This is a genomic window from Microvirga mediterraneensis, from assembly GCF_013520865.1.
Classification (GTDB): Bacteria; Pseudomonadota; Alphaproteobacteria; order Rhizobiales; family Beijerinckiaceae; genus Microvirga; species Microvirga mediterraneensis.
Genome location: NZ_JACDXJ010000001.1, coordinates 2,142,247 through 2,167,518, shown reverse-complemented (window position 1 = coordinate 2,167,518; position 25,272 = coordinate 2,142,247). Strand labels below are relative to the sequence as shown.

Annotated in this window: 17 protein-coding genes; 4 read left to right on the top strand and 13 right to left on the bottom strand. The window is 64.2% G+C overall.

What is annotated here, in order from left to right:
• Positions 1-594 precede the first annotated feature (594 nt).
• The 13 genes from H0S73_RS10115 to glgA form a co-directional block, all read right to left on the bottom strand.
• A complete protein-coding gene (locus H0S73_RS10115) occupies positions 595-1,164 on the bottom strand; it encodes a HupE/UreJ family protein (protein WP_181052051.1) in 570 nt (189 codons plus the stop codon).
• A gap of 14 nt (positions 1,165-1,178) precedes the next feature.
• Positions 1,179-1,802: an urease accessory protein UreG gene (ureG, locus tag H0S73_RS10110; RefSeq protein ID WP_181052050.1), complete on the bottom strand. Its 624-nt coding sequence runs from the start codon at positions 1,800-1,802 to the stop codon at positions 1,179-1,181.
• Positions 1,799-2,533 carry an urease accessory protein UreF gene (locus H0S73_RS10105; RefSeq protein WP_425488185.1) on the bottom strand — a complete coding sequence of 245 codons (735 nt, stop codon included), beginning with the start codon at positions 2,531-2,533 and terminating at the stop codon, positions 1,799-1,801. The genes ureG and H0S73_RS10105 overlap by 4 nt, the downstream gene beginning before the upstream one ends.
• Positions 2,493-2,972, bottom strand: coding sequence for an urease accessory protein UreE (locus tag H0S73_RS10100; RefSeq protein ID WP_181052049.1), 480 nt, complete (start codon positions 2,970-2,972; stop codon positions 2,493-2,495). The genes H0S73_RS10105 and H0S73_RS10100 overlap by 41 nt, the downstream gene beginning before the upstream one ends.
• Before the next feature lies 1 nt (position 2,973).
• Positions 2,974-4,701: an urease subunit alpha gene (ureC, locus tag H0S73_RS10095; RefSeq protein ID WP_181052048.1), complete on the bottom strand. Its 1,728-nt coding sequence runs from the start codon at positions 4,699-4,701 to the stop codon at positions 2,974-2,976.
• Positions 4,701-5,321 (bottom strand): urease subunit gamma, encoded by a 621-nt coding sequence (locus H0S73_RS10090; protein ID WP_181052047.1) that lies wholly within the window; start codon positions 5,319-5,321, stop codon positions 4,701-4,703. Before H0S73_RS10090 ends, ureC begins: the two co-directional genes overlap by 1 nt.
• A gap of 9 nt (positions 5,322-5,330) precedes the next feature.
• On the bottom strand, positions 5,331-6,188 hold the full coding sequence (locus tag H0S73_RS10085; RefSeq protein ID WP_181052046.1) for an urease accessory protein UreD: 858 nt from the start codon (positions 6,186-6,188) through the stop codon (positions 5,331-5,333).
• Positions 6,163-6,858 (bottom strand): urea ABC transporter ATP-binding subunit UrtE, encoded by a 696-nt coding sequence (gene urtE / locus H0S73_RS10080; protein WP_181052045.1) that lies wholly within the window; start codon positions 6,856-6,858, stop codon positions 6,163-6,165. The genes H0S73_RS10085 and urtE overlap by 26 nt, the downstream gene beginning before the upstream one ends.
• Before the next feature lie 2 nt (positions 6,859-6,860).
• On the bottom strand, positions 6,861-7,613 hold the full coding sequence (gene urtD / locus H0S73_RS10075; RefSeq protein WP_181052044.1) for an urea ABC transporter ATP-binding protein UrtD: 753 nt from the start codon (positions 7,611-7,613) through the stop codon (positions 6,861-6,863).
• 4 nt (positions 7,614-7,617) lie between these two features.
• The gene (gene urtC, locus H0S73_RS10070; RefSeq protein ID WP_181052043.1) at positions 7,618-8,754 is read right to left on the bottom strand and encodes an urea ABC transporter permease subunit UrtC; all 1,137 of its coding nucleotides are present in this window, start codon (positions 8,752-8,754) and stop codon (positions 7,618-7,620) included.
• Positions 8,751-10,340, bottom strand: a complete 1,590-nt coding sequence (gene urtB / locus H0S73_RS10065) for an urea ABC transporter permease subunit UrtB (RefSeq protein ID WP_181052042.1) — start codon at positions 10,338-10,340, stop codon at positions 8,751-8,753. Before urtB ends, urtC begins: the two co-directional genes overlap by 4 nt.
• Positions 10,341-10,410: 70 nt before the next feature.
• The gene (gene urtA, locus H0S73_RS10060; RefSeq protein ID WP_202049941.1) at positions 10,411-11,667 is read right to left on the bottom strand and encodes an urea ABC transporter substrate-binding protein; all 1,257 of its coding nucleotides are present in this window, start codon (positions 11,665-11,667) and stop codon (positions 10,411-10,413) included.
• 311 nt (positions 11,668-11,978) lie between these two features.
• Positions 11,979-13,505, bottom strand: a complete 1,527-nt coding sequence (gene glgA, locus H0S73_RS10055) for a glycogen synthase GlgA (RefSeq protein WP_181052041.1) — start codon at positions 13,503-13,505, stop codon at positions 11,979-11,981.
• Positions 13,506-13,759: 254 nt separating this feature from the next.
• Between glgA and treZ the strand changes: the two genes are divergently transcribed.
• The 4 genes from treZ to glgX all read left to right on the top strand — a co-directional run bounded on the left by treZ (position 13,760) and on the right by glgX (position 25,104).
• A complete protein-coding gene (gene treZ, locus H0S73_RS10050; RefSeq protein WP_181052040.1) occupies positions 13,760-15,580 on the top strand; it encodes a malto-oligosyltrehalose trehalohydrolase in 1,821 nt (606 codons plus the stop codon).
• Positions 15,577-20,424 carry a malto-oligosyltrehalose synthase gene (locus H0S73_RS10045; protein WP_181052039.1) on the top strand — a complete coding sequence of 1,616 codons (4,848 nt, stop codon included), beginning with the start codon at positions 15,577-15,579 and terminating at the stop codon, positions 20,422-20,424. Before treZ ends, H0S73_RS10045 begins: the two co-directional genes overlap by 4 nt.
• A 126-nt stretch (positions 20,425-20,550) precedes the next feature.
• Positions 20,551-22,815: a 1,4-alpha-glucan branching protein GlgB gene (glgB, locus tag H0S73_RS10040; protein ID WP_425488219.1), complete on the top strand. Its 2,265-nt coding sequence runs from the start codon at positions 20,551-20,553 to the stop codon at positions 22,813-22,815.
• Between the two features lie 81 nt (positions 22,816-22,896).
• Complete coding sequence (gene glgX, locus H0S73_RS10035) at positions 22,897-25,104, top strand: glycogen debranching protein GlgX (protein WP_181052037.1); 2,208 nt, start codon at positions 22,897-22,899, stop codon at positions 25,102-25,104.
• Positions 25,105-25,272 lie beyond the last annotated feature (168 nt).

Below are 25,272 nucleotides of genomic sequence, written 5' to 3'. Positions count from 1 at the left end.
CGCCCCCGGATCGGCAAACCCAGCCCGCAATGTCTCCAGCGCATCCGGCAGCGGCACTCTTGGAACAGGCAGCGCCGGTGCTATAGGCGGCAACCTGGGTCCGGAACGTAGCGGCGCATTGGGAGGTGGCGGCACCTTGGGGGCGAGTGGCGCACGCAGCAGCGGAAATGGGGCGGGAGCAGTCAGCTCGAACGACGACAGCACCAGCGGAATTGGTGGAACGGGAAGCGGAACCGTCGGCTCCGGAAGTGCAAGTCTCGGTTCCGGAAGCGGAAGCGTCAGCCCTGGGATGGATAATAGCGGCAGTCGCGGCAACAACGGTCAGGGGAATGGCAACGGCAATGCCGGCGGCCATGGCAATAACGGGCACGGCAATGATGATGACGGCAACGATGCATCCAATCCCGGTCGATCCAACAATGGAGACGGGACCGACCAGGACGGCCCTGCCGGGAACGGCGGCGGCAAACGCTGACCCAACCTGAGCTCCATAAGGAAACTCCCCGGCTGCATTGCGTAGCCGGGGAGATCTTTGATCCAACCGTCTTCGATGATCGGCACTTCAGACATAGATCCGAAAAGAAAAACCGCTCTCTAGCCGATCAGGAGAGCAATTCCGGCGACGGCAACCGCCGCCCCGGTAAAGCGGCTGGCTTGCGTCTGACGGGCCGTGACAGCCCCCAAGACGATACCGAGCCCATGCAGCACCATGCTCGCGACAACGAAACCGAGGCTGTACAGGGCGGCACCGACACCGACTGGAATCTCCACACCATGAGCGTATCCATGGAAGACGGCGAAGAAGCCGACGAGCGCCATGGCCGCCCCGACGGTCCACGCGCGTGCCAACGTCACGACTGCGCCCAGCACCACGACCGAAGCAGCAATCGCGAACTCGACCGCGGGGACCGCGACGCCGGTCATTCCCAGCGCGCCGCCGACCAGCATCATCCCGACGAAGCTCGCGGGGAGCGCCCACAAGGCACGCCCTCCGAGCATGGCCGCGAAGAGGCCGACACTCATCATGGCCAGCACATGGTCGAGGCCTCCCATGGGATGGGCGATTCCGGCGAGAAGTCCGGAAGCGGGATCGTGGCCCGTATGAGCCATGGCAGGCGTGGCTGTCGCCAGCAACAGCATGATCGCAATGGAGCGTTTGAACATGACGATTTTCTCCTTCAGGCTGCTGCCGACAGACCGCCGGCCTGTTCGATGAACGACGCAATGGCATCGATCCCGATGCCGTCGCGAATGTTGCTGAACACGTACGGCCTCTGGCCGCGCATGCGCTTCGTGTCCTCCTCCATGATCGCCAGATCGGCGCCGACATGAGGCGCAAGGTCGATCTTGTTGACGACGAGGAGGTCGGAGCGTGTGATTCCGGGTCCGCCCTTGCGCGGGATCTTCTCGCCGCCCGCGACGTCGATAACGTAGATCGTCAGGTCGGCGAGTTCGGGCGAGAACGTCGCCGCCAGGTTGTCGCCGCCGGATTCCACCAGCACGAGGTCGAGGTCCGGAAAGCGCCTGCGCATGGTGGCAATGGCCGCGAGGTTGATCGATGCATCCTCACGAATGGCCGTGTGCGGGCATCCGCCCGTTTCCACGCCCATGATGCGCTCCACCGGCAGCGCGCCGGCCACGGTCAGGAGGCGCGCGTCCTCCTTGGTGTAGATGTCGTTGGTGATCGCACAGATGTCGTAGCGCTCGCGGAATGTCTTGCAGAGCGCTTCCATCAAGGCCGTCTTGCCCGAGCCGACCGGCCCGCCGATGCCGACGCGAAGGGGTCCCGTGTGAGATGTCATGACCGGAAAAGCCTCGTATACTGGTTTTCGTGATGGAACGAGCCGAGATCGGCCCGGAAGGTCGAGCCGCCGACATCGTCGAGCGTGAGCGCCATCGCCTGGCGGGCGATGTTCTGCACGATGCCGGCCAGCGCGGCGGAGACCCGTATGCCCGCCGTCTGCCCGATGGGTGCGAGACGGATCGCGGCGGAAACGAGTGTCTGAACGAGACCGAACAGATAACCCTGCGCGGTGATCGGCAGCGGGATGCGATGGGCTGCCGCAGCCATGCCGACCGCCACCGGAAAGGCCACCTCGCCGTCGATCCGGAGCAGGCGCGGCGAAGGCCACGCGGCGAGCGTCGCATCGAGAAAGCTGCGTCCCTGCTGGCTGGTCTCGAGATAGAGCTCGGCGGACGGCGACAACGCGAGCGCGAGTTCGTTGACGGCCTCGAGAGCCTCAAGGTCGCCCTGATCGCCAGCCCCGTAGGCATGGCTCAGGAGAATGGCGTCGTTGCGTCCGAGGCCGAACGTGAGCAGGTCCGTCAGCCATGAGACGAGACTGGCCTCATCGGTGACGTCGCCCGCTTCCACGGCCCATTCCAACGTATGCGAATAGGCGTAGCAGCCGACCGGATAGGACGGTGAGAGCCAGGCGAAGAGCGGCAGGATCGGCGCCTCTCCTGTCCGCCCCTGCGCTTTCATGGAGCCGTCATCCATGGCCGTGCCCATGATGGTGAGAATGTCCGCCATGCTCATGATGGTGATAGGCACCGCGCACGGGCCGGAAAGGTCGATGGACGATCTCGACCTTGGCACCCAGTCCAAGCAGCATGTCGACCAGCACATGGTCATAGGCGATGTAGATCGCCTCGCGGCTGATCTCCGCCGGCACGTGCCGGTTGCCGATATGCCACGCGAGGGTCAGGAGATCGAGCGGATCCTCCGTGGTGATCTCCACAAGCTTTTCCGGTGCCGCCCTCACCTCGACGAGCCAGCCGCTGTCCAGCCGAATGGCGTCGCCGTCTTCCAGCACATCGGCTCTGTCGAGATCGAGCAGGAAAGCGGTTCCGCCATCGGCATTGAGCCTGATGCGGCGGCGGTGCCTGTCGCCGTGATCGAGGGTGATGACATCGACGATGCGATCATGGTCGACGGCATCGCGGCGGATGATGGATGTGGCGCGGATCATGTCAGAACAGGAAATAGCGTTGGGCCATGGGAAGAACCTTCGCGGGTTCGCAGACGAGCAATTCGCCGTCGGCACGGACGTCGTAGGTTTCAGGATCGACCTCGATCAGGGGCGTCGCATCATTGAGAACCATGTCCTTCTTGCCGATCCCGCCACGCACGTTCTCCACGGCGACGAGCTTCTTCTGGACGCCGAGCGTTGCCGCCAGGCCGTTCTCCACGGCTGCCTTCGACACGAAGGTGAGCGATGTCGTGGAAAGCGCCCGGCCATAGGCGCCGAACATCGGGCGGTAATGCACCGGCTGCGGCGTCGGGATCGAGGCATTGGGATCGCCCATGAGGGCTGCCGCGATGGCGCCGCCTTTCAGGACGAGATCGGGCTTCACGCCGAAGAAGGCCGGCGTCCAGACCACGAGATCGGCGAGCTTGCCGACCTCGACGGAGCCGATATGCCTGGACACCCCATGGGCGATGGCAGGATTGATCGTGTACTTCGCCACATAGCGACGGACGCGAAAATTATCGTTGTCTCCGGTTTCGCCGGGCAATGCGCCGCGCTGCACCTTCATCTTGTGCGCCGTCTGCCACGTGCGGATGATGACCTCGCCGACGCGGCCCATGGCCTGACTGTCGGAGGACATCATCGAGAGCGCCCCGATATCGTGCAGGATATCCTCCGCCGCGATGGTCTCCTTGCGGATGCGGCTCTCGGCGAAGGCGAGATCCTCCGGGATTGACGGCGAGAGGTGATGGCAGACCATGAGCATGTCGAGATGCTCGTCGATGGTGTTCACCGTATAGGGCCGCGTCGGGTTCGTGGAGGACGGCAGCACGTTGGGCAGACCCGCCACCTTGATGATGTCGGGCGCATGGCCGCCGCCCGCGCCCTCCGTATGGAAGGCGTGGATCGTTCGCCCCTTGAAGGCCGCGATGGTGTCCTCGACGAAGCCGGATTCGTTGAGCGTGTCTGTATGGATCATCACCTGCACGTCGTAGGCATCGGCCACGGACAGGCAGCAATCGATGGCCGCCGGGGTCGTGCCCCAATCCTCGTGCAGCTTCAGCGCGCAGGCCCCGGCCTGGATCATCTCCTCCAGGGCGCCAGGCTTCGAGGCATTGCCCTTGCCCGTGAAGGCGAGGTTCATCGGAAAGGCATCTGCCGCCTCGACCATCCGGGCGATGTGCCATGGTCCCGGCGTGCAGGTGGTGGCGAAGGTGCCCGTGGCAGGCCCGGTTCCGCCGCCGAGCATCGTGGTGATGCCGGACATGAGCGCCTCTTCGATCTGCTGCGGGCAGATGAAGTGGATATGCGAGTCGAAGCCGCCGGCCGTGATGATCTTGCCTTCGCCGGCGACGATCTCCGTGCCCGGTCCGATGATGATGTCCACGTTGGGCTGCACGTCCGGGTTGCCGGCCTTGCCGATGGCGGCGATCAGCCCTCCCCTGATGCCGATATCGGCCTTCACGATGCCCCAATGGTCGAGGATCACCGCATTGGTGATGACCGTGTCGACCGCGCCCTCGGCGCGGGTCGTCTGCGCCTGTCCCATGCCGTCGCGGATCACCTTGCCGCCGCCGAATTTCACCTCCTCGCCATAGGTGGTGAAGTCTCTCTCAACCTCGATCACGAGAGCCGTATCGGCGAGGCGAACCCGGTCGCCTTTGGTCGGGCCGAACATGTCCGCATAGCCGGAACGCGGCAGGGAGGCCGGCTTTCTTGCATTCGACATCACAGCGCCCCCATCACACCCTGGCGGAATCCATAGACCTCACGCTTTCCGGACAGCGGAACCAGCACCACCTCGCGCGTGGCGCCGGGCTCGAAGCGCACAGCCGTGCCGGGCGCGATGTCGAGCCGCATGCCGCGCGCCTTCTCGCGGTCGAAGGACAGGGCCGGATTGGTTTCGAAGAAGTGGTAATGGCTGCCGACCTGAATCGGCCGGTCGCCCGTATTGGCGACCGTGAGAACGGTGCGCTCGGCGCCTTCGTTGAAGACGATCTCGCCCTCCTGCGCGGTCACCTCCCCGGGAACGTCCCTGGAAGCCGCGCCACGGATCGGGTGATGCACGGTGACGAGCTTGGTGCCATCGGGAAAGGTCGCTTCCACCTGCACGTCGTGGATCATCTCGGCGATGCCTTCCATCACCTGATCGGCGGTAATGACATGTGCGCCCGCTTCCATCAGCTCGGCGACGGATCGCCCGTCGCGCGCGCCTTCGACGACCGTGTCGGTGATGAGGGCGATGGCCTCCGGATGATTGAGCTTCACGCCGCGCTCCAGCCTGCGGCGTGCGACCATGGCCGCCATGGCGATGAGGAGCTTGTCTTTTTCACGGGGGGTGAGTTGCATGGTTCGACCCTAGCTGAGCCAGACGCGAGGCAGGGGCTCGCCGCGAAAGGCGAGCAGGAACGGTATCGCGGCAGAACGGAGCGCTTCGACCTTCATCGCGCAGAAGCGCACGGCGAGAAGGCCGTTCCACGCGCTGGCCGCGGCATCGCAGCCGTCGGCGACGGACGAGAGATGTTCGCGCGCGGCGTCCAGGCGCGCCTCCGCATCGGGCGCGGCATGGATCATTGTGGCGAAGACGCGCGCTCCCCTGCCGACGACGGGTTTCTGAAGAAGATCGTCGATCGGGCCGTCGAGCCGCAGCGTATCGGCATAGACGAGACGCCCTCCCCGCCGGACGCGCCAACGATCCTCGAAAAGCCCGTCGACGATGCGCTCCGCCCGCGCTTCGCGCCCGAACACGACGGCCTCGAACAATGTCAGGCTCGCATTCTCGGCCATTTCGACAGAGAGGCTCCGGCGGAGGCGCGCCCGGTCGAACAGGATGGTCTCCTGAGGCAGCCAGTCGAGCCGCGCCTCCACCGCGACCTTGAGGTCAACCACGAGCTCGGCAACCGGACCATCCGACCGGTAGACCTTCTCGGCCGCCGGTGTCGCCACCGTCACCGTGGCACCGGAACGCACTTCGACCTGAACGGAAAAGCGATCCCCACAGGCGATCCCGCCCGCCGTGTTGACGAGGACCGCGTCGAGACCGCTCCCCTGCCCCTTCGGGAGCCTGATCCGCATGGACCCGCTCTCCTCAATGCGCATGGGACGGGTGCGGCCGTCCAAGCCGACGGCGCCGAACGCAACCCGCCCGACCGCCCTCTGACGCTGTTGAGATACCGATTGGGAGACGCCATCAAATGGCCAAGCGCTGACGGACATCGTCTCCCTCAAGTGCCGAGCGGTCGCCATGCTGCACGACCTCGCCCCGCTCCATCACCACGAACCGGTCGGCCAGGTCGCGAGCGAAGTCGAAATACTGCTCGACCAGGAGGATCGCCATGTCCTTCCGCCCGCGCAGATAAGCGATGGCCCGACCGATATCCTTGATGATGGACGGCTGGATGCCCTCCGTGGGCTCGTCGAGCACGAGCAGGCGCGGACGGGTCACGAGGGCTCGCCCGATGGCCAGTTGCTGCTGCTGACCGCCGGACAGGTCGCCCCCGCGCCGGCCCAGCATGGATTTCAGAACCGGGAACAGCTCGAAGACCTCCTCTGGGATCGTCTTCTCGCCGCGCTTCAATGGCGCAAAGCCCGTCTCGAGGTTCTCCTTGACCGTCAGGAGCGGAAAGATCTCGCGGCCCTGCGGCACATAGGCGATGCCGAGCGCCGCCCGCTCGAAGGGTTTCAGACGTGCGATGTCACGGCCTTCGAAATGGATGCTGCCGCCCACAATCGGACGATGCCCGGCGATGGCGCGCAGCAACGATGTCTTGCCGACGCCGTTCCGCCCGAGCACGCAGGTGACCTCGCCGATGGAGGCGCTGACGGAGACGCCGCGCAGGGCCTGTGCGGCACCGTAATAGACGGAGAGGTTTTCGACAGAGAGCATGGTCATCGTCCCAGATAAACCTCGACGACCCGCTCGTTTGCACTCACCGCATCGAGCGTCCCCTCGGCGAGCACGGAGCCTTCGTGAAGGCAGGTGACCTTCACGTCGAGATCGCGCACGAAGGTCATGTCATGCTCCACCACGACGACGGCCTGCGTCTTCGCAATGTCGCGCAGAAGCTCGGCCGTTTCGGCCGTTTCCTGATCGGTCATGCCGGCGGCCGGCTCGTCGATCAGCAGAAGCTTGGGCTGCTGCGCCAGCAGCATGCCGATCTCCAGCCATTGCTTCTGTCCATGCGACAATTCCCCTGCCTTGCGGCGACGATGCGTCGTCAGGCGCACCCGCTCCAACAGAACATCGATCCGCTCGCGCTCCCGGGCGCTGCGCCGCGACAGGAGCGTGGCGATGGGCGACCGGTTCTCCTTGAGGGCGAGCAGGATATTGTCCTCGACGCTGTGCATCTCGAACACGGTCGGCGTCTGGAACTTGCGACCGATCCCGAGTTCCGCGATCGCGGCCTCGTCGAGTGCCGTCAGGTCGTGCGTTCCCTCGAAGAGCGCCGTGCCTTCGTTCGGGCGGGTCTTGCCGGTGATCACGTCCATCATCGTGGTCTTGCCCGCTCCGTTGGGGCCGATGATGGCGCGCATCTCCGCATGGTCGACGGCGAGCGATAGGGCGTTCAGGGCGCGGAACCCATCGAAGGATACGGAGACATTGTCGAGGTAAAGCAGAGTCGGAGTGATGGGTGCCGTCATGTGCCTACTCCGCCGCCTGCGAGGCGGTCTCAGGAACAGGCCGGGACTGCATTCTTTGGGTGACGTTGGTCCAGAAATCCTTGACCGCGCAGAGGATGCCCCGCGGCATCAGGAGCGTGACGAAGACGAAGAGGCCACCGAGGGCGAAGAGCCAGAATTCCGGCAGAACCCCGGTGAACCAGGTCTTGCCCGCATTGACCAGAAGCGCGCCGAGGATGGGACCAGCCAGGGTCCCGCGGCCGCCGACTGCCACCCAGACCACGACCTCGATGGAATTGGCCGGCGCGAACTCGCTCGGGTTGATGATGCCGACCTGCGGCACGTAGAGCGCGCCCGCCACGCCAGCCAGCATGGCCGAGAGCGTGAAGACCGCGAGCTTGTAGTGCTCGACACGGTAACCGAGAAAGCGTGTCCGGCTCTCCGCGTCGCGTAAAGCCACGAGTACCTTGCCGAACTTGGAGTTCACGACCCAGCGGCACAGCAGATAGCCCCCGGCGAGTGCCGCGACGGACAGGACGAAGAGAACGATGCGCGTGGACGCGGATTGGACCGGGAAGCCGAGAATGTCCTTGAAGTCGGTCAATCCGTTATTGCCGCCGAAGCCCATGTCATTGCGAAAGAAGGCGAGCATCAGCGCGAAGGTCATGGCCTGCGTGATGATGGAAAGGTAGACGCCGGTCACCCGCGAGCGGAAGGCGAACCAGCCGAACACGAAGGCGAGAAGGCCCGGCACGACAGGCACCATGAGGGCCGCGAACGGGAACCAGTCGAAGCCATGCCAGAACCAGGGCAGATCCTTCCAGTTCAGGAAGACCATGAAGTCCGGCAGGATCGGATCGGCATAAACTCCGCGCGGACCGATCTGGCGCATGAGATGCATGCCCATCGCATAGCCGCCGAGGGCGAAGAAGGCCCCGTGGCCGAGCGAGAGAATGCCGCAGAAGCCCCAGATCAGGTCGACCGAGAGCGCCAGCAGGGCGAAGCAGACATACTTCCCGATGAGCGGCACGAGATGGTCGGACAGGTGAAGCGGCGATCCTTGAGCGACCGCCATGTTCAGGACCGGCACCAGAATGGCGGCCGCTCCCAGCAGGACAAGAACGATGATGCTCTGGCGATCGAGCACGGATTGCGTTGTCATGCTTCCACCGCCCTGCCTTTGAGCGCGAACAGACCGCGCGGACGCCTCTGGATGAAGAGAATGATCGCGACGAGCAGCACGATCTTGCCGAGCACCGCGCCCGCATAGGGTTCGAGCAGCTTGTTGGCGACGCCGAGCGTCATGGCGCCGACCAGCGTGCCCCAGAGGTTGCCGACGCCGCCGAACACGACCACCATGAAGCTGTCGATGATATAGCCCTGGCCGAGATTGGGACTGACGTTGTCGATCTGCGAGAGAGCCACGCCGGCAATCCCGGCGACGCTGGATCCGAGCCCGAAGGCCAGCGCGTCGATGCGGTTGGTGCGGATGCCCATGGAGCCCGCCATCCGTCGATTCTGCGTGACGGCACGGACATGGAGGCCGAGCGGCGTGTAGCGCAGCACGAGGAGCAGCGCCGAAAAGACCGCGAAGGCGAAGATCACGATGGCGATACGGTTGTAAGTGAGGCTTAAGCCCCCGATCTCCAGCGCTCCGCTCATCCATGCGGGCGTGCCGACCTCACGGTTGGTGGGGCCGAAGATCGTGCGCACGCCCTGCTGCAGGATGAGCGACAGGCCCCATGTGGCGAGAAGCGTTTCGAGCGGCCGCCCGTACAGGAAGCGGATGATGGTCCGCTCGATGAGGATGCCGATCGATCCTGCCACCAGGAAGGCGAGCGGCAGCGCGATGAACAAGGATCCTCCGAAGAGACCGGGAGCGTGGTTTCGGATCACCTCCTGCACCAGGAAGGTTGTATAGGCGCCGATCATGACCATCTCGCCATGGGCCATGTTGATGACGCCCATGGTGCCGAAGGTTATGGCGAGGCCGATGGCGGCCAGCAGCAGCACGGAACCGAGGGAGATCCCATACCAGACATTCTGCACGCCGCTCCAGAGCGCCAGCCGCGAGCGAATGCCGTCGGCGGCCTTACTCGCAGCATCGGAGACCTCCCCGGGCGTTCCGGACGGCAGAGAGGACAGGAGCGCCAGCACATCCTGGTCGCCCCGAACTCGCAGGGTTTCGATGGCGGAAATCTTTTCGGCCGATGAGGCATCAGGTTTGCCGAGGAGAATTGCAGCGCGTGCACTTGCAAGCGCCTCTCGCACGCCGATGTCGCGCTCCTGAGCGATGGCTCGATCGAGCGTCGGAAGCGCCGCAGCATCGCGTGAGCGAAAGACGGCACGGGCTGCATCCATGCGGATCCCTGCGTCGGGGCTGAGCAAGGTCATGCTGCCGAGCGCAGCCTCAATGGCGCGACGGACGCGATTGTTGACCCGCACCGGCTTGGCACCGGCGGGAGGCGCGACCGCCTGTCCTGTCGCGGCGTCGACGAACCCGCCTGCAGCCTCGCGGATATAGACCTGACCCGCAACGGCCATCAGCCGCCCGTCGCGCAGGGCTTCGACGAGGCTCATGGCCTGGGCATGGCCACTGCCCGCAACGGCCCCGATGGCGACCTCCGTGTCGGAATAGCTGTCAGTCGCGAATTTGGGCAGGGCGTCCTCATAGGGCCCGGCCATGGCGGCCGACATCGTTCCGATGAGCAGAACGAAGGTCTGCAGAATGCTGCGCAAGCTGGTCATGCAATCACTTCGAACGGAGGATCGGGCGAGGACGGCTGGAGGGCCGCCCTCGTTGCGTCGCGCGCCTAGATCAGGCGCCGCACTTCTTCGTGACGGTGTTGTAGTTGCCGCACTTGAGATCCTTCCAGTCGGCGATCATGTCCTTCGAGCCTTCGAGGTACTTGGACCAGGCATCGCCCGGGACGAGCGCGTCCGTCTGCGAGACCGTTTCGAATTGCCCATCCTCCTTGATCTCGCCGATGAGAACCGGCTTGGTGATGTGATGGTTCGGGAGCATCTTGGAAACGCCGCCGGTCAGGTTCGGAACCTCGACGCCCACGATGGCGTCGATGACCTTGTCGGGATCGGTGCTCCCTGCCTTCTCGACCGCCTTCACCCACATGTTGAAGCCGATCACGTGAGCCTCCATGGGGTCGTTGGTGACGCGCTTGTCGTTCTTGGTGAAGGCCTTCCATTTTTCGATGAAGGCCTTGTTGTCGGGCGTGTCGACGGACTGGAAATAGTTCCACGCGGCGAGGTGTCCGACGAGAGGCTTCGTGTCGATCCCGGCAAGTTCCTCCTCGCCGACGGAGAAGGCCACGACCGGAATGTCCGTCGCCTTCACGCCCTGGTTGGCGAGTTCCTTGTAGAACGGCACGTTGGCGTCGCCGTTGATGGTGGAGACGACGGCGGTCTTCTTGCCGGCCGATCCGAACTTCTTGATATCGGCCACGATGGTCTGCCAATCGGAATGACCGAACGGCGTATAGTTGATCATGATGTCCTCGGACTTCACGCCCTTGGACTTCAGGTAGGCTTCGAGGATCTTGTTGGTCGTGCGCGGATAGACGTAGTCGGTGCCGGCAAGCACCCAGCGCTCGACCTTCTCTTCCTTGGCGAGATAATCGACGGCCGGAATGGCCTGCTGGTTCGGCGCGGCGCCCGTGTAGAACACGTTCCGCTCGCTTTCCTCGCCCTCGTATTGCACGGGATAGAAGAGGATGCTGTTGAGTTCCTTGAACACCGGGAGAACGGATTTGCGGGATACGGAGGTCCAGCATCCGAACACGGCCGCAACCTTGTTCTGGCTGATCAGCTCGCGTGCTTTCTCGGCGAAGAGAGGCCAGTTGGAAGCAGGATCGACGACCACGGCCTCGAGCTTTTTGCCGAGCAGGCCGCCCTTCCTGTTCTGCTCCTCGATGAGCATCAGCATGACGTCCTTCAGCGTCGTCTCGCTGATCGCCATCGTGCCGGACAGGGAATGCAGAACGCCGACCTTGATGGTCTCCTGCGCCTGCGCCGTTCCCATGACAGCGCCGGAGACCAGCGCGGCGGAGGCCAGCGCCATCAGGTGTCTACGGGTCATCTTCAACATCGACATAGGTCCTCTCCCTCGGCCGCCCTGTTTCAGGTGCAACGCCGGGTGATTACGCAAGAACCATGCCAGTTCGAAGAACGCCTTATGCTTCAGGTCCGAAGCATTTCTCTACAGCCGACGACGGGAATCCGGTCATACGGCACATGCCCGAAAAAACGGCAGAGGCTTAAGAATAAGGCTGCAACATCATGTCGGCGCCATTTATTCGTCGATCAGGATGAACGAAAAATGGGCTGAACATAGGTCAGCCCATCGTGTCCGTGTCCCGGTGTGGGAAGGAGTTACGCAAGCGCCGTCCGGCAGGCACGCTCGTAGACTTCCTGATAGCGCGACGCGGATCGGTCCCAACCGTGCGGTCGGCTCATCGCAGCCCTTCGCATGGCTGTGAGGCGAGATCCCGACCGGAAGGTTTCCAGGCCTCTCTTGATGGCATCCATGAAGCGGTTGAGCGAAGGTTCCCCGAACAGGAATCCGTTGATGCCGTCTTCGATGGTATCCGCAAGTCCGCCGGTTCGATGCGCAATCGGCAGGGAGCCGAAACGCTGCGCATACATCTGGCTCAGGCCGCAGGGCTCGAAGCGGGACGGCATGAGCAGGAAATCGCTGCCGGCATACATGCGCCGCGCATCGCCCTCGTCGTAACCGATCTTCACGCCGACGGAACCGGGATGACGGTTTGCGAGGGCCTGCAGGTCGGATTCGAAACGCGGTTCGCCCTGGCCGATGACGGCGATCTGCCCGCCCTGCGAGACGATGGTTTCCGCCGCCGAGATGGCGAGATCGACGCCTTTCTGGTGAACGAGGCGGGACACGACAGCGAAGAGCGGCCCATTCGACAGGGCGAGCCCGAAATTCTCGCGCACGTTGTCGGCATTGATGCGTTTGCCGCGCCAGTTCTCCGCCGAGAACGGGCTCACGAGATAGGGATCCCGGCTCGGATCCCAGCTCTCGTCGATGCCGTTGATGATGCCGTCCAGCCGTCCCTGCTCGGCACAGGTCCGCAGCAGGCCGTCGAGACCGCATCCGAATTCCGGCCGCGTGATCTCCTGGGCATAGGTGGAGCTCACCGTCGTGATATGGGAAGAGTAGTAAATGCCCGCCTTCAGGAAGGAGACTTTTCCGTAGAACTCGACGCCGTTGATCTGAAACGCCGCGTCGGGAATGCCGAGATACGACAGCCGGCTTCTGTCGAAGTTGCCCTGGTAGGCCAGGTTGTGAATTGTCAGGATGGTCGGGATGTGCTGTCCGCGCCAAGCCAGGTAAGCCGATGCGAGACCCGACGGCCAGTCGTTGAGATGCATGAGATCGGCGCGCCATAGAGGATCGCCGCTGCCGCAGGCGATGTCGGCCGCCGCAAGGCCGAGGCGCGCGAAACGGATGTCGTTGTCGCTCCAGTCCATGCCGAAGCCATCGACATAAGGCGAGCCGTCGCGGTCATAGAGTTCGGGACAGAGCAGGACATAGACCGTCAGGCCGTCCTGCGTCGTGCCGCGCCCCAGGCCGCAGGCGGGAATCCCGAAGGAAGCCGGCAGACGGGCGATTTCTTCCACCGGACCGATCTGCGACAGAACCTGACGATAGCCCGGAATGAGAATGCGCACGTCGTATTGGCGCCGAAGAGCGCGCGGAAGCGCTGCGGAAACCTCGCCGAGCCCCCCGGCCTTGATGTAATCGGCGATCTCGGACGTGACGAAGAGGATGGATTGGCGTCGTTTAACGGAAACGGACGGCTGGACGCTGTCCTGCAATTCGGCATGCGCCGTTGTCGGGAAAGCCGCATCGGCTTCCAGTTGAAATGATTCCAGCATGTTCGCTCAGCGGCGCAATCCCCAGCGACCCCCGCGCCATAGGCAGTCGCGCTGATAAACTCACTGACCCCGGATTGGGTTCCGCAGAAATTTCGGAAAATTTTCGGGTACCCCGAACCGCGAGAACAGCCGAGCTTGAACGGACGGAAGCGTTGCATGAAATCCGAGCTTGGCTGTTTTTTTGATATCGCCTGGAACATTGCCTTAAGATGCTCGTTCGCAAGTGCTTTCCATAAAGAGTTTACGGGGATCCGATGCGGCGCGTTCACTCCATGCCCTTTGGGGCAGAGATAACCTCCGATGGCATTCGCTTTGCCTTGTGGGCGCCGACAGCACGCGAGGTGAGCCTTTTACTCGACGACACGGAACATCCGCTGAAGGCCGACGCCGACGGATGGCATCGCCATGTCTCCAGACAAGCGCGGGTCGGAAGTCGCTACGGCTACAGGATCGACGGCAACCTCGTCGTGCCCGATCCGGCATCCCGCTTCCAACCCGACGATGTCCACGGGCGCAGCCTCGTGATCGATCCGCAATCCTACGATTGGTCGGACACCTCCTGGACGGGCCGTCCCTGGGAGGAGACTGTCCTCTACGAGATCCATGTGGGAACGGCGACGCCGGAGGGCACCTATGCGGGGCTGATGGGCAAGCTTGAACAATTGAGAGACCTCGGCGTCACGGCGATCGAACTCATGCCGATCGGCGACTTCCCAGGGCGCCGCAACTGGGGCTATGACGGTGTGCTGCCCTATGCGCCGGACGCGGCCTATGGAAGCCCGGAGGATCTCAAGCGCCTCGTGGAGCGCGCGCACGAGCTTGGGCTCATGATGTTCCTCGATGTGGTCTACAATCATTTCGGGCCGTCCGGAAACTATCTCCACGCCTACGCCAAGACCTTCTTCACCGAACGACACCCAACGCCCTGGGGCGCGGGGATCAATGTGGATGACGAAGGCAGTCGCACCGTGCGCGATTTCTTCTTCCATAATGCGCTCTACTGGCTGGAGGAGTTCCATTTCGACGGTCTGCGCTTCGACGCGGTCCATGCCATCGTCGACGATGGAGAAACACATTTTGTCGGGGAGCTGGCGGACCGCATCAGGCAGGCGATCCCCGACCGCCACGTTCACCTGGTGCTTGAGAACGAGGCCAACCAGGCGCGCTGGCTCAATCGCGACGAGGCACGACGGCCGAAGCTTCACACGGCGCAATGGGCGGACGACATTCACAATGCCTGGCACGCGCTCCTGACCGGGGAGAACGAGGGCTATTACGAGGATTACGCGAACAAGCCGCTCCAGCACCTCGGCCGCTCCCTGGCGGAAGGCTTCGCCTATCAGGGCGATCCGTCACCGCACAAGGGCGGGTTCATGCGCGGCGAGCCATCGGGGCATCTGCCGCCGAGCGCCTTCGTGGCCTTCCTCCAGAACCACGACCAGATCGGCAACCGCGCCTTCGGCGAGCGGCTAGCCCATCTGATTCCGTCGGAGCGCCTCGAACTCGCACAAGCCATCTTCCTGCTCTCGCCGCAGATCCCGCTGCTGTTCATGGGCGAGGAATGGGCGGCGTCGAGTCCGTTCCAGTTCTTCGTCGATTTCGAGAGCGAGCCGGATCTCGCCAAGGCAGTCCGCGACGGGCGACGCGGCGAGTTCAAGCGCTTCAAGGCCTTCACGGATCCGGAAATGTCGCAAAGGATCCCCGACCCGACGGATCGATCAACTTTCGACAATTCCCGGATCGACTGGTCGGAAGCGGAGCGTTCCCCGCATCGCGAGGTTCTGTCACGGACCCGTCATCTCCTCGATATCAGGCGAACGGAGATCGTCCCGCTGCTCAAGCGCGATTATCGCGGCTCCCACTATAAGGTTTCGCCGGAGAACACGCTCGACGTGACCTGGCGTTTCGCCGAGAACACGCTGCGCCTTTTTGCGAATTTCGGCAGCGCTCCCATGACCATCCCCGTCGAGGACAGTGTCCGCGCGCTCTGGGCGAGCCCCGGCATCGACGTGAGCAGAACACATCTCCAACTCACGCCCTGGTCGGGCATCATCTTGAAAGGACAATCGGCATGAGCAAGCTGGACGCTCTGTTGGAGCGCATGGCCGCCCTTGTCGGTATTTCGTCTGACTACACCGATGCATTCGGGAACAGCGTCGAGACCAGCCCGGCAACCCGGCAGGCGCTGCTGACCGCCCTTGGGCTCGATATCTCGTCCGAGGCCGGCGCCCGCGAGAGCCTCGACCGGCTGGAGCGCCTGAAGAACGGTCTGGTCCCAGCCGTCGTGACGGTCGATGCGGACAAGCCCTCGACGATCGAATTTCGCGCGGCTCCCGGCCCGCATGCGTGGATCCTGATCGAAGAGAACGGCGCGGTCCATGAGGGACGCCTCGGCAGAAACGAGAGCAGACTGGACCTTCCCGTCCTGCCAACCGGGTATCACCGTCTCCGTATTGGAGACCGGGAGACGACCATCATCGCCGCCCCGCCCCGGTGCTGGGAGCCGGACGCGTTCCAAAACGAGGCAAGGCTCTGGGGCGCTGTCGCACAGATCTATTCCCTGCGGTCGGAGCGCGACTTCGGCATCGGCGACTATTCCGACGTGGCGCTGGCGGCCGAGAGCGTCGCCCGGCTCGGCGGAGCCTTCCTGGGCCTCAGCCCGGTCCATGCCCTCTTCGCCTCGGATCGTTCGAAGATCTCTCCCTACTCGCCCTCCTCGCGGCTGTTCCTCGAGTCGATCTATATCGACCCGACGGCGGTCGCGGGGTTTGCCGAGAGCGGCGCCCAAAGGCTTCTCGATGAAGCGGACGCACAGGCGCGCCTCGCCCGGCTCCGGAACGCCCAGCTCATCGATTATGCCGAGGTCTGGGCTCTCAAGCGCCCGCTTCTCGATGCACTCTGGATTCATTTCCGGCAATCGGCCGACCATAGGATCTTCGAGGCATTCCGGCGGGCCGGCGGTGAAGCCCTGGAGGCCCACGCCGCTTTCGAGGCCCTTGCCGAGCATTTCCGGGAGCAGGGCCGGTTCTGGAGCGGCGATTGGCCCGAGGAGTATTGTTCGGTCCATTCGGTCGCCGTCAGGCGGTTCCGCATGGACCACGCGGAACGCGTGACCTTCCATGTCTGGCTGCAATGGCTTGCCGATACGCAGCTCGCGCAGGCGGCGGAACGGGCGCGCGTCGCAGGGCTTCCCATCGGCCTCTACCGGGACCTCGCCGTCGGGGCCGATGGCGGCGGCTCCGAGATCTGGGCGACGCCGGAGCGCTATGCCCCGCGGCTTTCCATCGGAGCGCCTCCTGATCCGCTCGGGCCCCAGGGACAGGATTGGGGCCTGCCGCCCTTCAACCCGCTCACCCTCGATGAGCAGGGACTAGCGGCGTTCCGGGACCTCGTCGCGGCCAATATGCGCCATGCCGGGGCGATCCGGATCGACCATGCGTTCCAGCTCCAACGCCTTTTCCTCATCCCGTCCGGCGCTCCCGCGTCGCAAGGCGCCTATGTGGATTATCCGTTCGACGCGATGCTCGCGGTGCTGCGCGTGGAGAGCCACCGCGCACAATGTCTCGTGATCGCCGAGGATCTCGGCACGGCCCCGGAGGGCTTCTCCGACGCGATCATGAAATCCGGCGTCCTCAGCTACCGGGTGCTGCCCTTCGAGCGGGACGGATCCGCGTTCAAGCGGCCGGAGGACTATCCCCGCTCGGCCATGGCTGTCATCAGCACCCACGACCTGCCGACCTTCACCGGCTGGTGGCGCGGCCTCGACATCGACCTGCGCCAGACGCTCGGCATCTTCGATCCCGCAAAAGCTGCCGACGAGCGCGTCGCCAGGGCCGCCGACAAGGAGCACCTGACGGAAGCCCTGGCCGAGCAGGGCCTCCTTCCGCCGTCGCATCCGCCGGAGAAGCCGCCGCTCGAGGAAACGGTGCGCTATCTCGGACGTACGTCATCCGTGCTCACGGCCCTGCAGATCGAAGACGCCTCGGGCGAGCTGAACCAGCCCAACATGCCGGGCATGGATGCGGGTCATCCCAACTGGCGCCGACGCCTGTCGAGCACCATCGAGGCCATCGCCTCGCCGGGCAGCCTGATGCCCAGGCTCGCCGTCGCCCTGGCGGAGGAAGGACGAGACGTCCGCGCCCGCCGCAACGCCCTCGCCTCTCCTCCGCCCCGGGCCACCTACCGCCTGCAGTTCCACAAGGACTTCACCTTCGACGACGCGGTCAAGATCGTGCCGTATCTGGCGAAGCTCGGCATCAGCCATGTCTATTCCTCGCCGATCCAGACGGCAGCACCCGGATCGACCCACGGCTATGACATCGTCGACCATTCCACGATCAATCCGGAACTCGGCGGAGAGGACGGATTCCGCCGCCTCTCGGACGCGCTGAAGGAGCATGGCCTCAAGCTCCTCCTCGACATCGTTCCGAACCATATGGGCGTGGGGGGGAAGGATAACGGCTGGTGGCTGTCGGTGCTGGAATGGGGCCGGCTCTCGCCCGTCGCCGATGCCTTCGACATCGACTGGAAGCGGACCGGCACCGGCGGCAAGCTGATCGTTCCATCGCTTGGCGGTCTCTACGGAGAGGTGTTGGAGAAGGGCGAACTCCAGCTGAAATTCGATCCCACGGAGGGCTCCCTCAGCGTCTGGCACTGGGAGCACCGGTTCCCGCTCCGCCCGACGACCTATCCGGTCGTGCTCGATCTCGCGCTTGCCGCCCTTGCAGATCCCACGAAGGCCGGTGAATTGCGCGGCTTGACCGAACGGCTGAAGGCGCTGGAGGAAACCGGATCCTCGCCGGAAAAAGCCGAGGCCATGAAGCGCGAGCTCGCCCAAGCCGCCGCGGCTTCGCCAGCCATGAGGAAGGCCATCGACAGCGCGGTTGCAATCGTCAACGGCACTCCCGGTCAGCCGGAGAGCTTCAACACCTTGCACCGCCTCCTGGAGGACCAGGCCTACCGCCTCTCGTACTGGCGCGTCGCATCGAGCGACATCAACTACCGCCGCTTCTTCGACATCAACACCCTGGCGGGCATCCGGGTCGAGATCCCCGAGATCTTCGAGAAGACGCACGAACTCATCGTCCGTCTGGTCGAGGAGGGCCACGTCCACGGCCTGCGGATCGACCATATCGACGGGCTCGCCGATCCTGAGGGATATACCCGCGCCCTTCAGCGGAAGGTGGGGCCGGGCTTCTTCGTCGCGGTCGAGAAGATCCTGGAGCCCGGCGAGGAGCTGCGTCCGTGGCCGGTTGCGGGAACGTCGGGCTATGACGTGCTCAACGTGATCGACGGCGTTCTCGTGAACGATGAGGCGGGCGAGACCTTCGAGCGCATCTACCGGGACGCTTCGGGCCTTCAGGGTTCCTATGAGGATCTTCTGAGAGAGGCCAAGGTCGAGATCACGGAGAAGAATTTCGCCAGCGAGCTGGAGGTTCTGGTCTCCGACATCAAGGCCGTCGCGGATGCCGACCGGCGCACGCGGGATTACACGGCTTTCTCGTTACGCCAGGCCCTTGTCGAGATCATTGCGGCCTTCCCGGTCTATCGCAGTTATCTCGGCGAGGGTGAGCCGGCGCCGGAGGATGTGCGTTTGATCGGGGACACGATCCACAAGGCGCAGCAAGAGAGCACCCTGCCCGACCGCAGCGTGCACGATTTCATCGCCGCGGCGCTCCTCGGCAAGGCCAAGGCCGATTCGGCAGATATCCGCCGCTTCCGGCGGCGCTTCCAGCAGCTGACGGGCCCGGTCATGGCCAAGAGCCTGGAGGACACCCTGTTCTATCGCTATGGCCGCCTGATCGCGCTCAACGAGGTCGGCGGCGATCCGGGCCATTTCGGGCTTTCTTCGCAGGCATTCCACCAGGCGAATGCGGATCGGGCCCGCACCTGGCCACACGCGATGATCGCCACCGCGACGCATGACACAAAGCGCGGCGAGGATGCGCGAGCGCGCCTTCTCGCGCTCTCGGAGATGCCGGAAGAATGGGCACAAGCGCTGGATCTTTGGCGGGACGTCGTTACTCCTCACCTGTCCGATGTCGACGGCGCGCCGTCGCCGGATGCCAACGACCAGGCGATCCTGCTTCAGGCGCTCCTCGGCGCATGGCCGATGGAGCTTCTGGAAGGCGACGACGCCACGCTGCTCCCTGCGTTCCAGGAGCGGATGGACGGATATCTCATCAAGGCTCTCAGGGAAGCCAAGCGGCATACGAGCTGGGTCGCCCCCAACGAGGCTTATGAGCAAGCCGCCGGCAGGCTCCTGCATGCGGTGCTCGATCCGAAGAACCGCATCCTCGATCGCCTGCAGCCTTTGGCCCGGCGCCTCTCGCGCCTCGGCATGTTGAACGGGCTCTCGCGGACCGTCCTGAAGATGACTCTTCCGGGTGTCCCCGACATCTACCAGGGCACCGAGTTCTGGGACTTCTCCCTTGTCGATCCGGACAACCGGCGGCCGGTGGATTACAGCGCCCGGATCACGGCGCTCGACACGAACGAGCCGGTTGCGGCCCTGGTGAAAGACTGGTCAGACGGCCGGATCAAGCAGCATATCCTCATGCGGCTGCTTCACGACCGCGCGGCATCCCCGGATCTTTATGCGGAGGGCGATTATCGGCCTCTGCCGATCGAGGGCGCGCTTTCGGCTCATCTGCTAGGCTATCTCAGGCAACACGGCGAGGAGGCTCTTGCCGTCGTCGTGCCGCGCCTCTGGAACGGTTTGACGGACAGCGAAGGCCATACCCCCCTTCAGGCAGCCTGGAGAGACACGACCATCTCCCTGCCTCATGGGCGCTGGCAGGACGTGCTCACGGGAGAGGATATTCTCATCGGCTCGGATCAGGAGAGGATCGCGTCGCTCATGGGCACTTTGCCCTTTGCCGTTCTCAAGCGCCATGGAGGCGACGGCATCCCGCATTAACAAAGATTCGCGCAGGACCCTTTAGGAGCCGTGCCGCTTCTGGTCCAAGGCAGCACCTGCTCCATAATGGAATCTCTCGAGGGATCGGCCGGGCAGGCCGGTCCAGGAGCGCCTATGGAACAGCGGATGAAGGGGGATAGCCGAATGGATCAGCACCGTCGTGGATCGCAGAGCGCATCGCCGCGCCCGGCCGAACCGCCATCGGTTGCCGACATCGTCAATTCGGGCGATCCCTTCTCCGTGCTCGGGCCTCACGAGGTCTCGCCCGGCCGATGGGAGATCCGCGCCATCGTGCCGGATGTCGACGCCGTGACGGTTCTCGACCGCGATGGGCAGACGGTCCTCGCCCCGATGGAGCGGATGCCTCCGGACGGGCTTCTCGTCGCCTCGTTCAGCGCCGCCGAGCGGCCCGATTACAGGCTGCGGATCGAGCGGCACGGCAGCACGGAAATCCGGCACGACCCCTACAGCTTCGGCACCTTCCTGTCCGACGACGATCTGGTGCGGATCGGCGATCCGACGAGCGATGCGGTCTACACGAAGCTCGGGGCGCATTTTCTGGATCTCGGAGGCATTCAAGGGTTCCTGTTCACGGTCTGGGCGCCCAATGCGCGTCGGGTGAGCGTGGTCGGCGACTTCAACTCCTGGGACGGGCGTCGCCACCTGATGCGCCGCCGCCATGAAGGCGGGATCTGGGAGCTGTTCATTCCGGACGTGACGCCGGAGCAGCGCTACAAGTTCGAGATCATCGGCCTGCACGGCAATCTGCTCGCCCTGAAGGCCGATCCCATCGCCTTCGCGGCTGAGCATCCGCCGGAAACGGCCTCCATCCTCAAAAGTGCTCCGGGCTTCGACTGGCAGGATGCGGAGTGGATGACCTCCCGGTCGGCGCAGAACCACCGCAAGGCGCCGATGTCGATCTACGAGTGCCATCTCGGCTCATGGGCGCGCGTCCCCGAGGAGGGCAACCGCTATCTGACTTATCGCGAATTAGCCGTGCGCCTTATTCCTTATGTGAAGGATCTCGGCTTCACGCATATCGAGCTACTGCCGATCACGGAATATCCGTTCGACGGCTCATGGGGCTATCAGCCGATCTCGCTTTATGCGCCGACGAGCCGCTTCGGAACGCCGGAGGATTTCGCCGCTTTCGTCGAGGCGGCGCACGCGGCCGGCATCGGCATCATCCTCGATTGGGTCCCGGCGCATTTCCCGAACGACCCGCACGGGCTGTCCTATTTCGACGGCACGCATCTCTACGAGCATGCCGATCCTCGCCTGGGATTCCATCAGGATTGGGGCACCTACATCTATAATTTCGAGCGCCGGGAGGTGATGAGCTTCCTCGTGGCGAATGCCCGCTTCTGGCTGGAGCGGTATCACCTCGACGGATTGCGCGTCGACGCGGTCGCCTCGATGCTCTACCTCGATTATTCGCGCAAGGCCGGAGAGTGGATTCCCAACCGCTACGGCGGCAACGAGAATCTCGGCGCCATCGACTTCATCCGCAAGATGAACGAGGTCGCCTATGCCACCTCGCCGGGCGCGATCACCATCGCGGAGGAATCGACCGCATGGCCGGGCGTGTCCCAGCCGACCTACACGGGAGGTCTCGGCTTCGGGTTCAAATGGAACATGGGCTGGATGCACGACACCTTGCGCTACATCAGCAAGGATCCCGTCTTCCGCCAATACCATCATCACGATCTCACCTTCGGGCTGCTCTACGCCTTTTCCGAGAATTTCATTCTGCCCCTGAGCCATGACGAGGTCGTTCACGGCAAGGGATCGCTCCTCGGCAAGATGCCCGGCGATCAGTGGCAGCGCTTCGCCAACCTGCGTGCCTATTTCGGCTTCATGTGGGGCCATCCCGGCAAGAAGCTCCTGTTCATGGGCGGAGAGATCGCGCAGGAGCGGGAATGGAACCACGACGTGAGCCTCGACTGGCATCTCCTCGACAGCTCCGCCCACAAGGGTGTGCAGTCGCTGATCAGGGACCTCAACCACGCCTATCGCTCCATTCCCGCCCTGCACGAGCGCGATTGCGAGGCGAAGGGCTTCGAGTGGCTGGTCTCCGACGACCGCGACAACAGCGTCATCGCCTGGATGCGGCGCGGCGACGACGAGGGTTCGATCGCCGTCGTGGTGTCGAACTTCACGCCGGTCGTGCGGGAAGCCTATCGCATCGGCGTTCCGGTTCCGGGCTTCTACCGCGAGGCCATCAATACGGATGCCGGTCGGTACGGTGGCGGCAACGTGGGCAACCTCGGCGGCGTGACGGCCGAGGCCGTTCCGAGCCATGGCCGTCCATGCTCCCTGAGCCTCACGATTCCGCCGCTTGCGACGGTCATTCTCGTCCTCGACCACGAGGGATCCGAGGCAAAGATATAGTTCAGCTTGCGCGGGACCTCGTGCAGGCTCGCGCGTTGATGGCATGAACGTTTTTGCTCCGCTTGTTTTCCGAGACCCTCGATGAACGACAAAGTCGATACCCGTGAGCTCTCCGCAGCTCAGATCGTCGCCCCGAACGTGAGGCGCACGTCCCGTGTGCGTGAAGGACTGCCCTATCCCCTCGGAGCGACCTGGGATGGCCTGGGGGTCAATTTCGCCATCTTCTCCGCCAACGCCACCAAGGTCGAGCTGTGCCTGTTCGATCTCGACGGGGTCACGGAGCTGGAGCGGGTGGAACTGCCCGAATACACCGACGAGGTCTGGCACGGCTACCTGCCGGATGCGCGGCCCGGCACGACCTACGGCTATCGCGTCCACGGTCCGTACGATCCCAAGGAAGGCCACCGTTTCAACCCGAACAAGCTCCTGCTCGACCCCTACGCCCGCCAGCTCATCGGCGACCTGACCTGGGACCCGGCCCTGTTCGGCTACACCATCGGCTCGCCGGATGCCGACCTGTCCTTCGACAAGCGGGACAGCGCGCGGTTCATGCCCAAATGCCGCGTCGTGGAATCGGCCTTCACCTGGGGGCGCGTGCGCCGTCCGCAGATTCCGTGGGAGCGCACGATCGTCTACGAGACGCATCTGCGCGGCTTCACCATGCAGCACCCGGCCGTCCCGCGCGAGCTGCGGGGGACCTTCTCCGGCCTCATGCAGCATGAGGTGATCGAGTACATCCGCAACCTCGGCGTCACCGCCGTCGAGCTGCTTCCCATCCATGCCTTCGTGGACGACAGCTATCTCATCGACAAGGGATTGCGGAACTACTGGGGCTACAACTCCATCGGCTTCTTCGCGCCGCAGCCGCGCTATCTCGCGACGCCCTTCGTGAACGAGGTGAAGGAGATGGTGAGCCATCTCCACGATGCCGGGATCGAGGTCATCCTCGACGTGGTCTACAACCACACGGCCGAGGGCAACGAGCTCGGACCGACCCTGTCCTTCAAGGGCATCGACAACGCATCCTATTACCGGCTCGCGCCCGACAAGCGCTACTACATCAACGACACCGGCACCGGAAACACGGTCAATCTCAGTCATTCGCGCGTGCTGCAGATGGTCACCGACTCGCTGCGCTACTGGGCGCAGGAGGTGCAGATCGACGGCTTCCGCTTCGATCTCGCGACGATCCTGGGCCGGGAGCCGCACGGCTTCGAGGAGGACGGCCGCTTCCTCGACACCTGTCGGCAGGATCCGGCTCTCAGCCAGGTCAAGCTCATCGCCGAACCGTGGGATTGCGGACCTGGCGGTTATCAGGTCGGGCGTTTCTCGCCCGGATGGGCGGAATGGAACGACCGCTATCGCGACACGGTGCGCGCCTACTGGAAAGGCGAGGACGGGAAGCTTCCGGAACTCGCCTCGCGTATCACCGCATCGGCAGACATCTTCAACAAGCGCGGGCGCCGGCCGTGGGCGTCGGTCAATTTCATCACCGCCCATGACGGCTTCACGCTGAACGATCTCGTCTCCTACAACGACAAGCACAACGAGGCCAACGGCGAGGACAACAAGGACGGGCACGATCACAACCTGTCGTTCAATTACGGTGTCGAGGGGCCGACGGACGATCCGGAGATCCGCTCGCTCCGGCTGCGCCAGATGCGCAATATGCTCGCCACCCTGCTCTTCTCGCAGGGAACGCCGATGCTGCTCGCGGGCGACGAATTCGCCCGCACCCAGCGGGGCAACAACAACGCCTATTGTCAGGATAACGAGATTTCCTGGATCGACTGGGAGGGGATCGACGACGACGGCATCGAGCTTCTCGAATTCACCCGCAAGCTCATCCAGCTGCGCCAGGACCTGCCGATCCTGCGCCGGGGCCGGTTCCTGTCGGGCGTTTACAACGAGGAGCTCGACGTCAAGGACGTGACCTGGCTCACGCCCGCCGGGGACGAGATGACGCCGGAGCATTGGCAGGATCCGAACGCCCGCTGCATCAGCATCCTGCTCGACGGCCGCGCCCAGCCGACCGGTATCCGCCGACGCGGCACGGACGTGACCCTGCTGCTGATCCTCAACGCGCATCACGACGTGGTGAAATGCACATTGCCCGAAGTGGTGGGCGGCGAAGCCTGGATGTGCCACATCGACACCAACCAGCCCGATCTGGAAGCTCCGACCGAATTCCGGTTCGGCAAGGAATACACCGTGACCGCCCATTCCCTGCTGCTCTTCCAGCTGAAGCCGGAGAAGCAGCGTAAGGCGGAGAGGAAGAAGAGCGCATGATCTGAGAAGCAGGCCATGAGAGAAAGCTTCTTCCCCCACTGATCCGATGACGTCATGGCCGCACTTGTTGCGGCCGCGCACGCCTTCCTTACATTCCTCCGGCCTCATCCTGAGGCGCCCCGCCGTGGCGTCGCGAAGGAGGAGCTGGAGAGCACTGGACGATCCTTC

Coding starts and splice junctions, on each gene's coding strand:
- glgX (WP_181052037.1), top strand. CDS start 22,897: ATGAACGACAAAGTCGATACCCGTGAGCTCTCCGCAGCTCAGATCGTC.
- ureG (WP_181052050.1), bottom strand. CDS start 1,802: ATGACATCTCACACGGGACCCCTTCGCGTCGGCATCGGCGGGCCGGTC.
- urtC (WP_181052043.1), bottom strand. CDS start 8,754: ATGACAACGCAATCCGTGCTCGATCGCCAGAGCATCATCGTTCTTGTC.
- H0S73_RS10100 (WP_181052049.1), bottom strand. CDS start 2,972: ATGATCCGCGCCACATCCATCATCCGCCGCGATGCCGTCGACCATGAT.
- H0S73_RS10105 (WP_425488185.1), bottom strand. CDS start 2,533: ATGGCGGACATTCTCACCATCATGGGCACGGCCATGGATGACGGCTCC.
- urtD (WP_181052044.1), bottom strand. CDS start 7,613: ATGACGGCACCCATCACTCCGACTCTGCTTTACCTCGACAATGTCTCC.
- urtE (WP_181052045.1), bottom strand. CDS start 6,858: ATGCTCTCTGTCGAAAACCTCTCCGTCTATTACGGTGCCGCACAGGCC.
- H0S73_RS10045 (WP_181052039.1), top strand. CDS start 15,577: ATGAGCAAGCTGGACGCTCTGTTGGAGCGCATGGCCGCCCTTGTCGGT.
- H0S73_RS10090 (WP_181052047.1), bottom strand. CDS start 5,321: ATGCAACTCACCCCCCGTGAAAAAGACAAGCTCCTCATCGCCATGGCG.
- ureC (WP_181052048.1), bottom strand. CDS start 4,701: ATGTCGAATGCAAGAAAGCCGGCCTCCCTGCCGCGTTCCGGCTATGCG.
- urtA (WP_202049941.1), bottom strand. CDS start 11,667: ATGGCGCTGGCCTCCGCCGCGCTGGTCTCCGGCGCTGTCATGGGAACG.
- glgB (WP_425488219.1), top strand. CDS start 20,551: ATGAAGGGGGATAGCCGAATGGATCAGCACCGTCGTGGATCGCAGAGC.
- glgA (WP_181052041.1), bottom strand. CDS start 13,505: ATGCTGGAATCATTTCAACTGGAAGCCGATGCGGCTTTCCCGACAACG.
- treZ (WP_181052040.1), top strand. CDS start 13,760: ATGCGGCGCGTTCACTCCATGCCCTTTGGGGCAGAGATAACCTCCGAT.
- H0S73_RS10115 (WP_181052051.1), bottom strand. CDS start 1,164: ATGTTCAAACGCTCCATTGCGATCATGCTGTTGCTGGCGACAGCCACG.
- H0S73_RS10085 (WP_181052046.1), bottom strand. CDS start 6,188: ATGTCCGTCAGCGCTTGGCCATTTGATGGCGTCTCCCAATCGGTATCT.
- urtB (WP_181052042.1), bottom strand. CDS start 10,340: ATGACCAGCTTGCGCAGCATTCTGCAGACCTTCGTTCTGCTCATCGGA.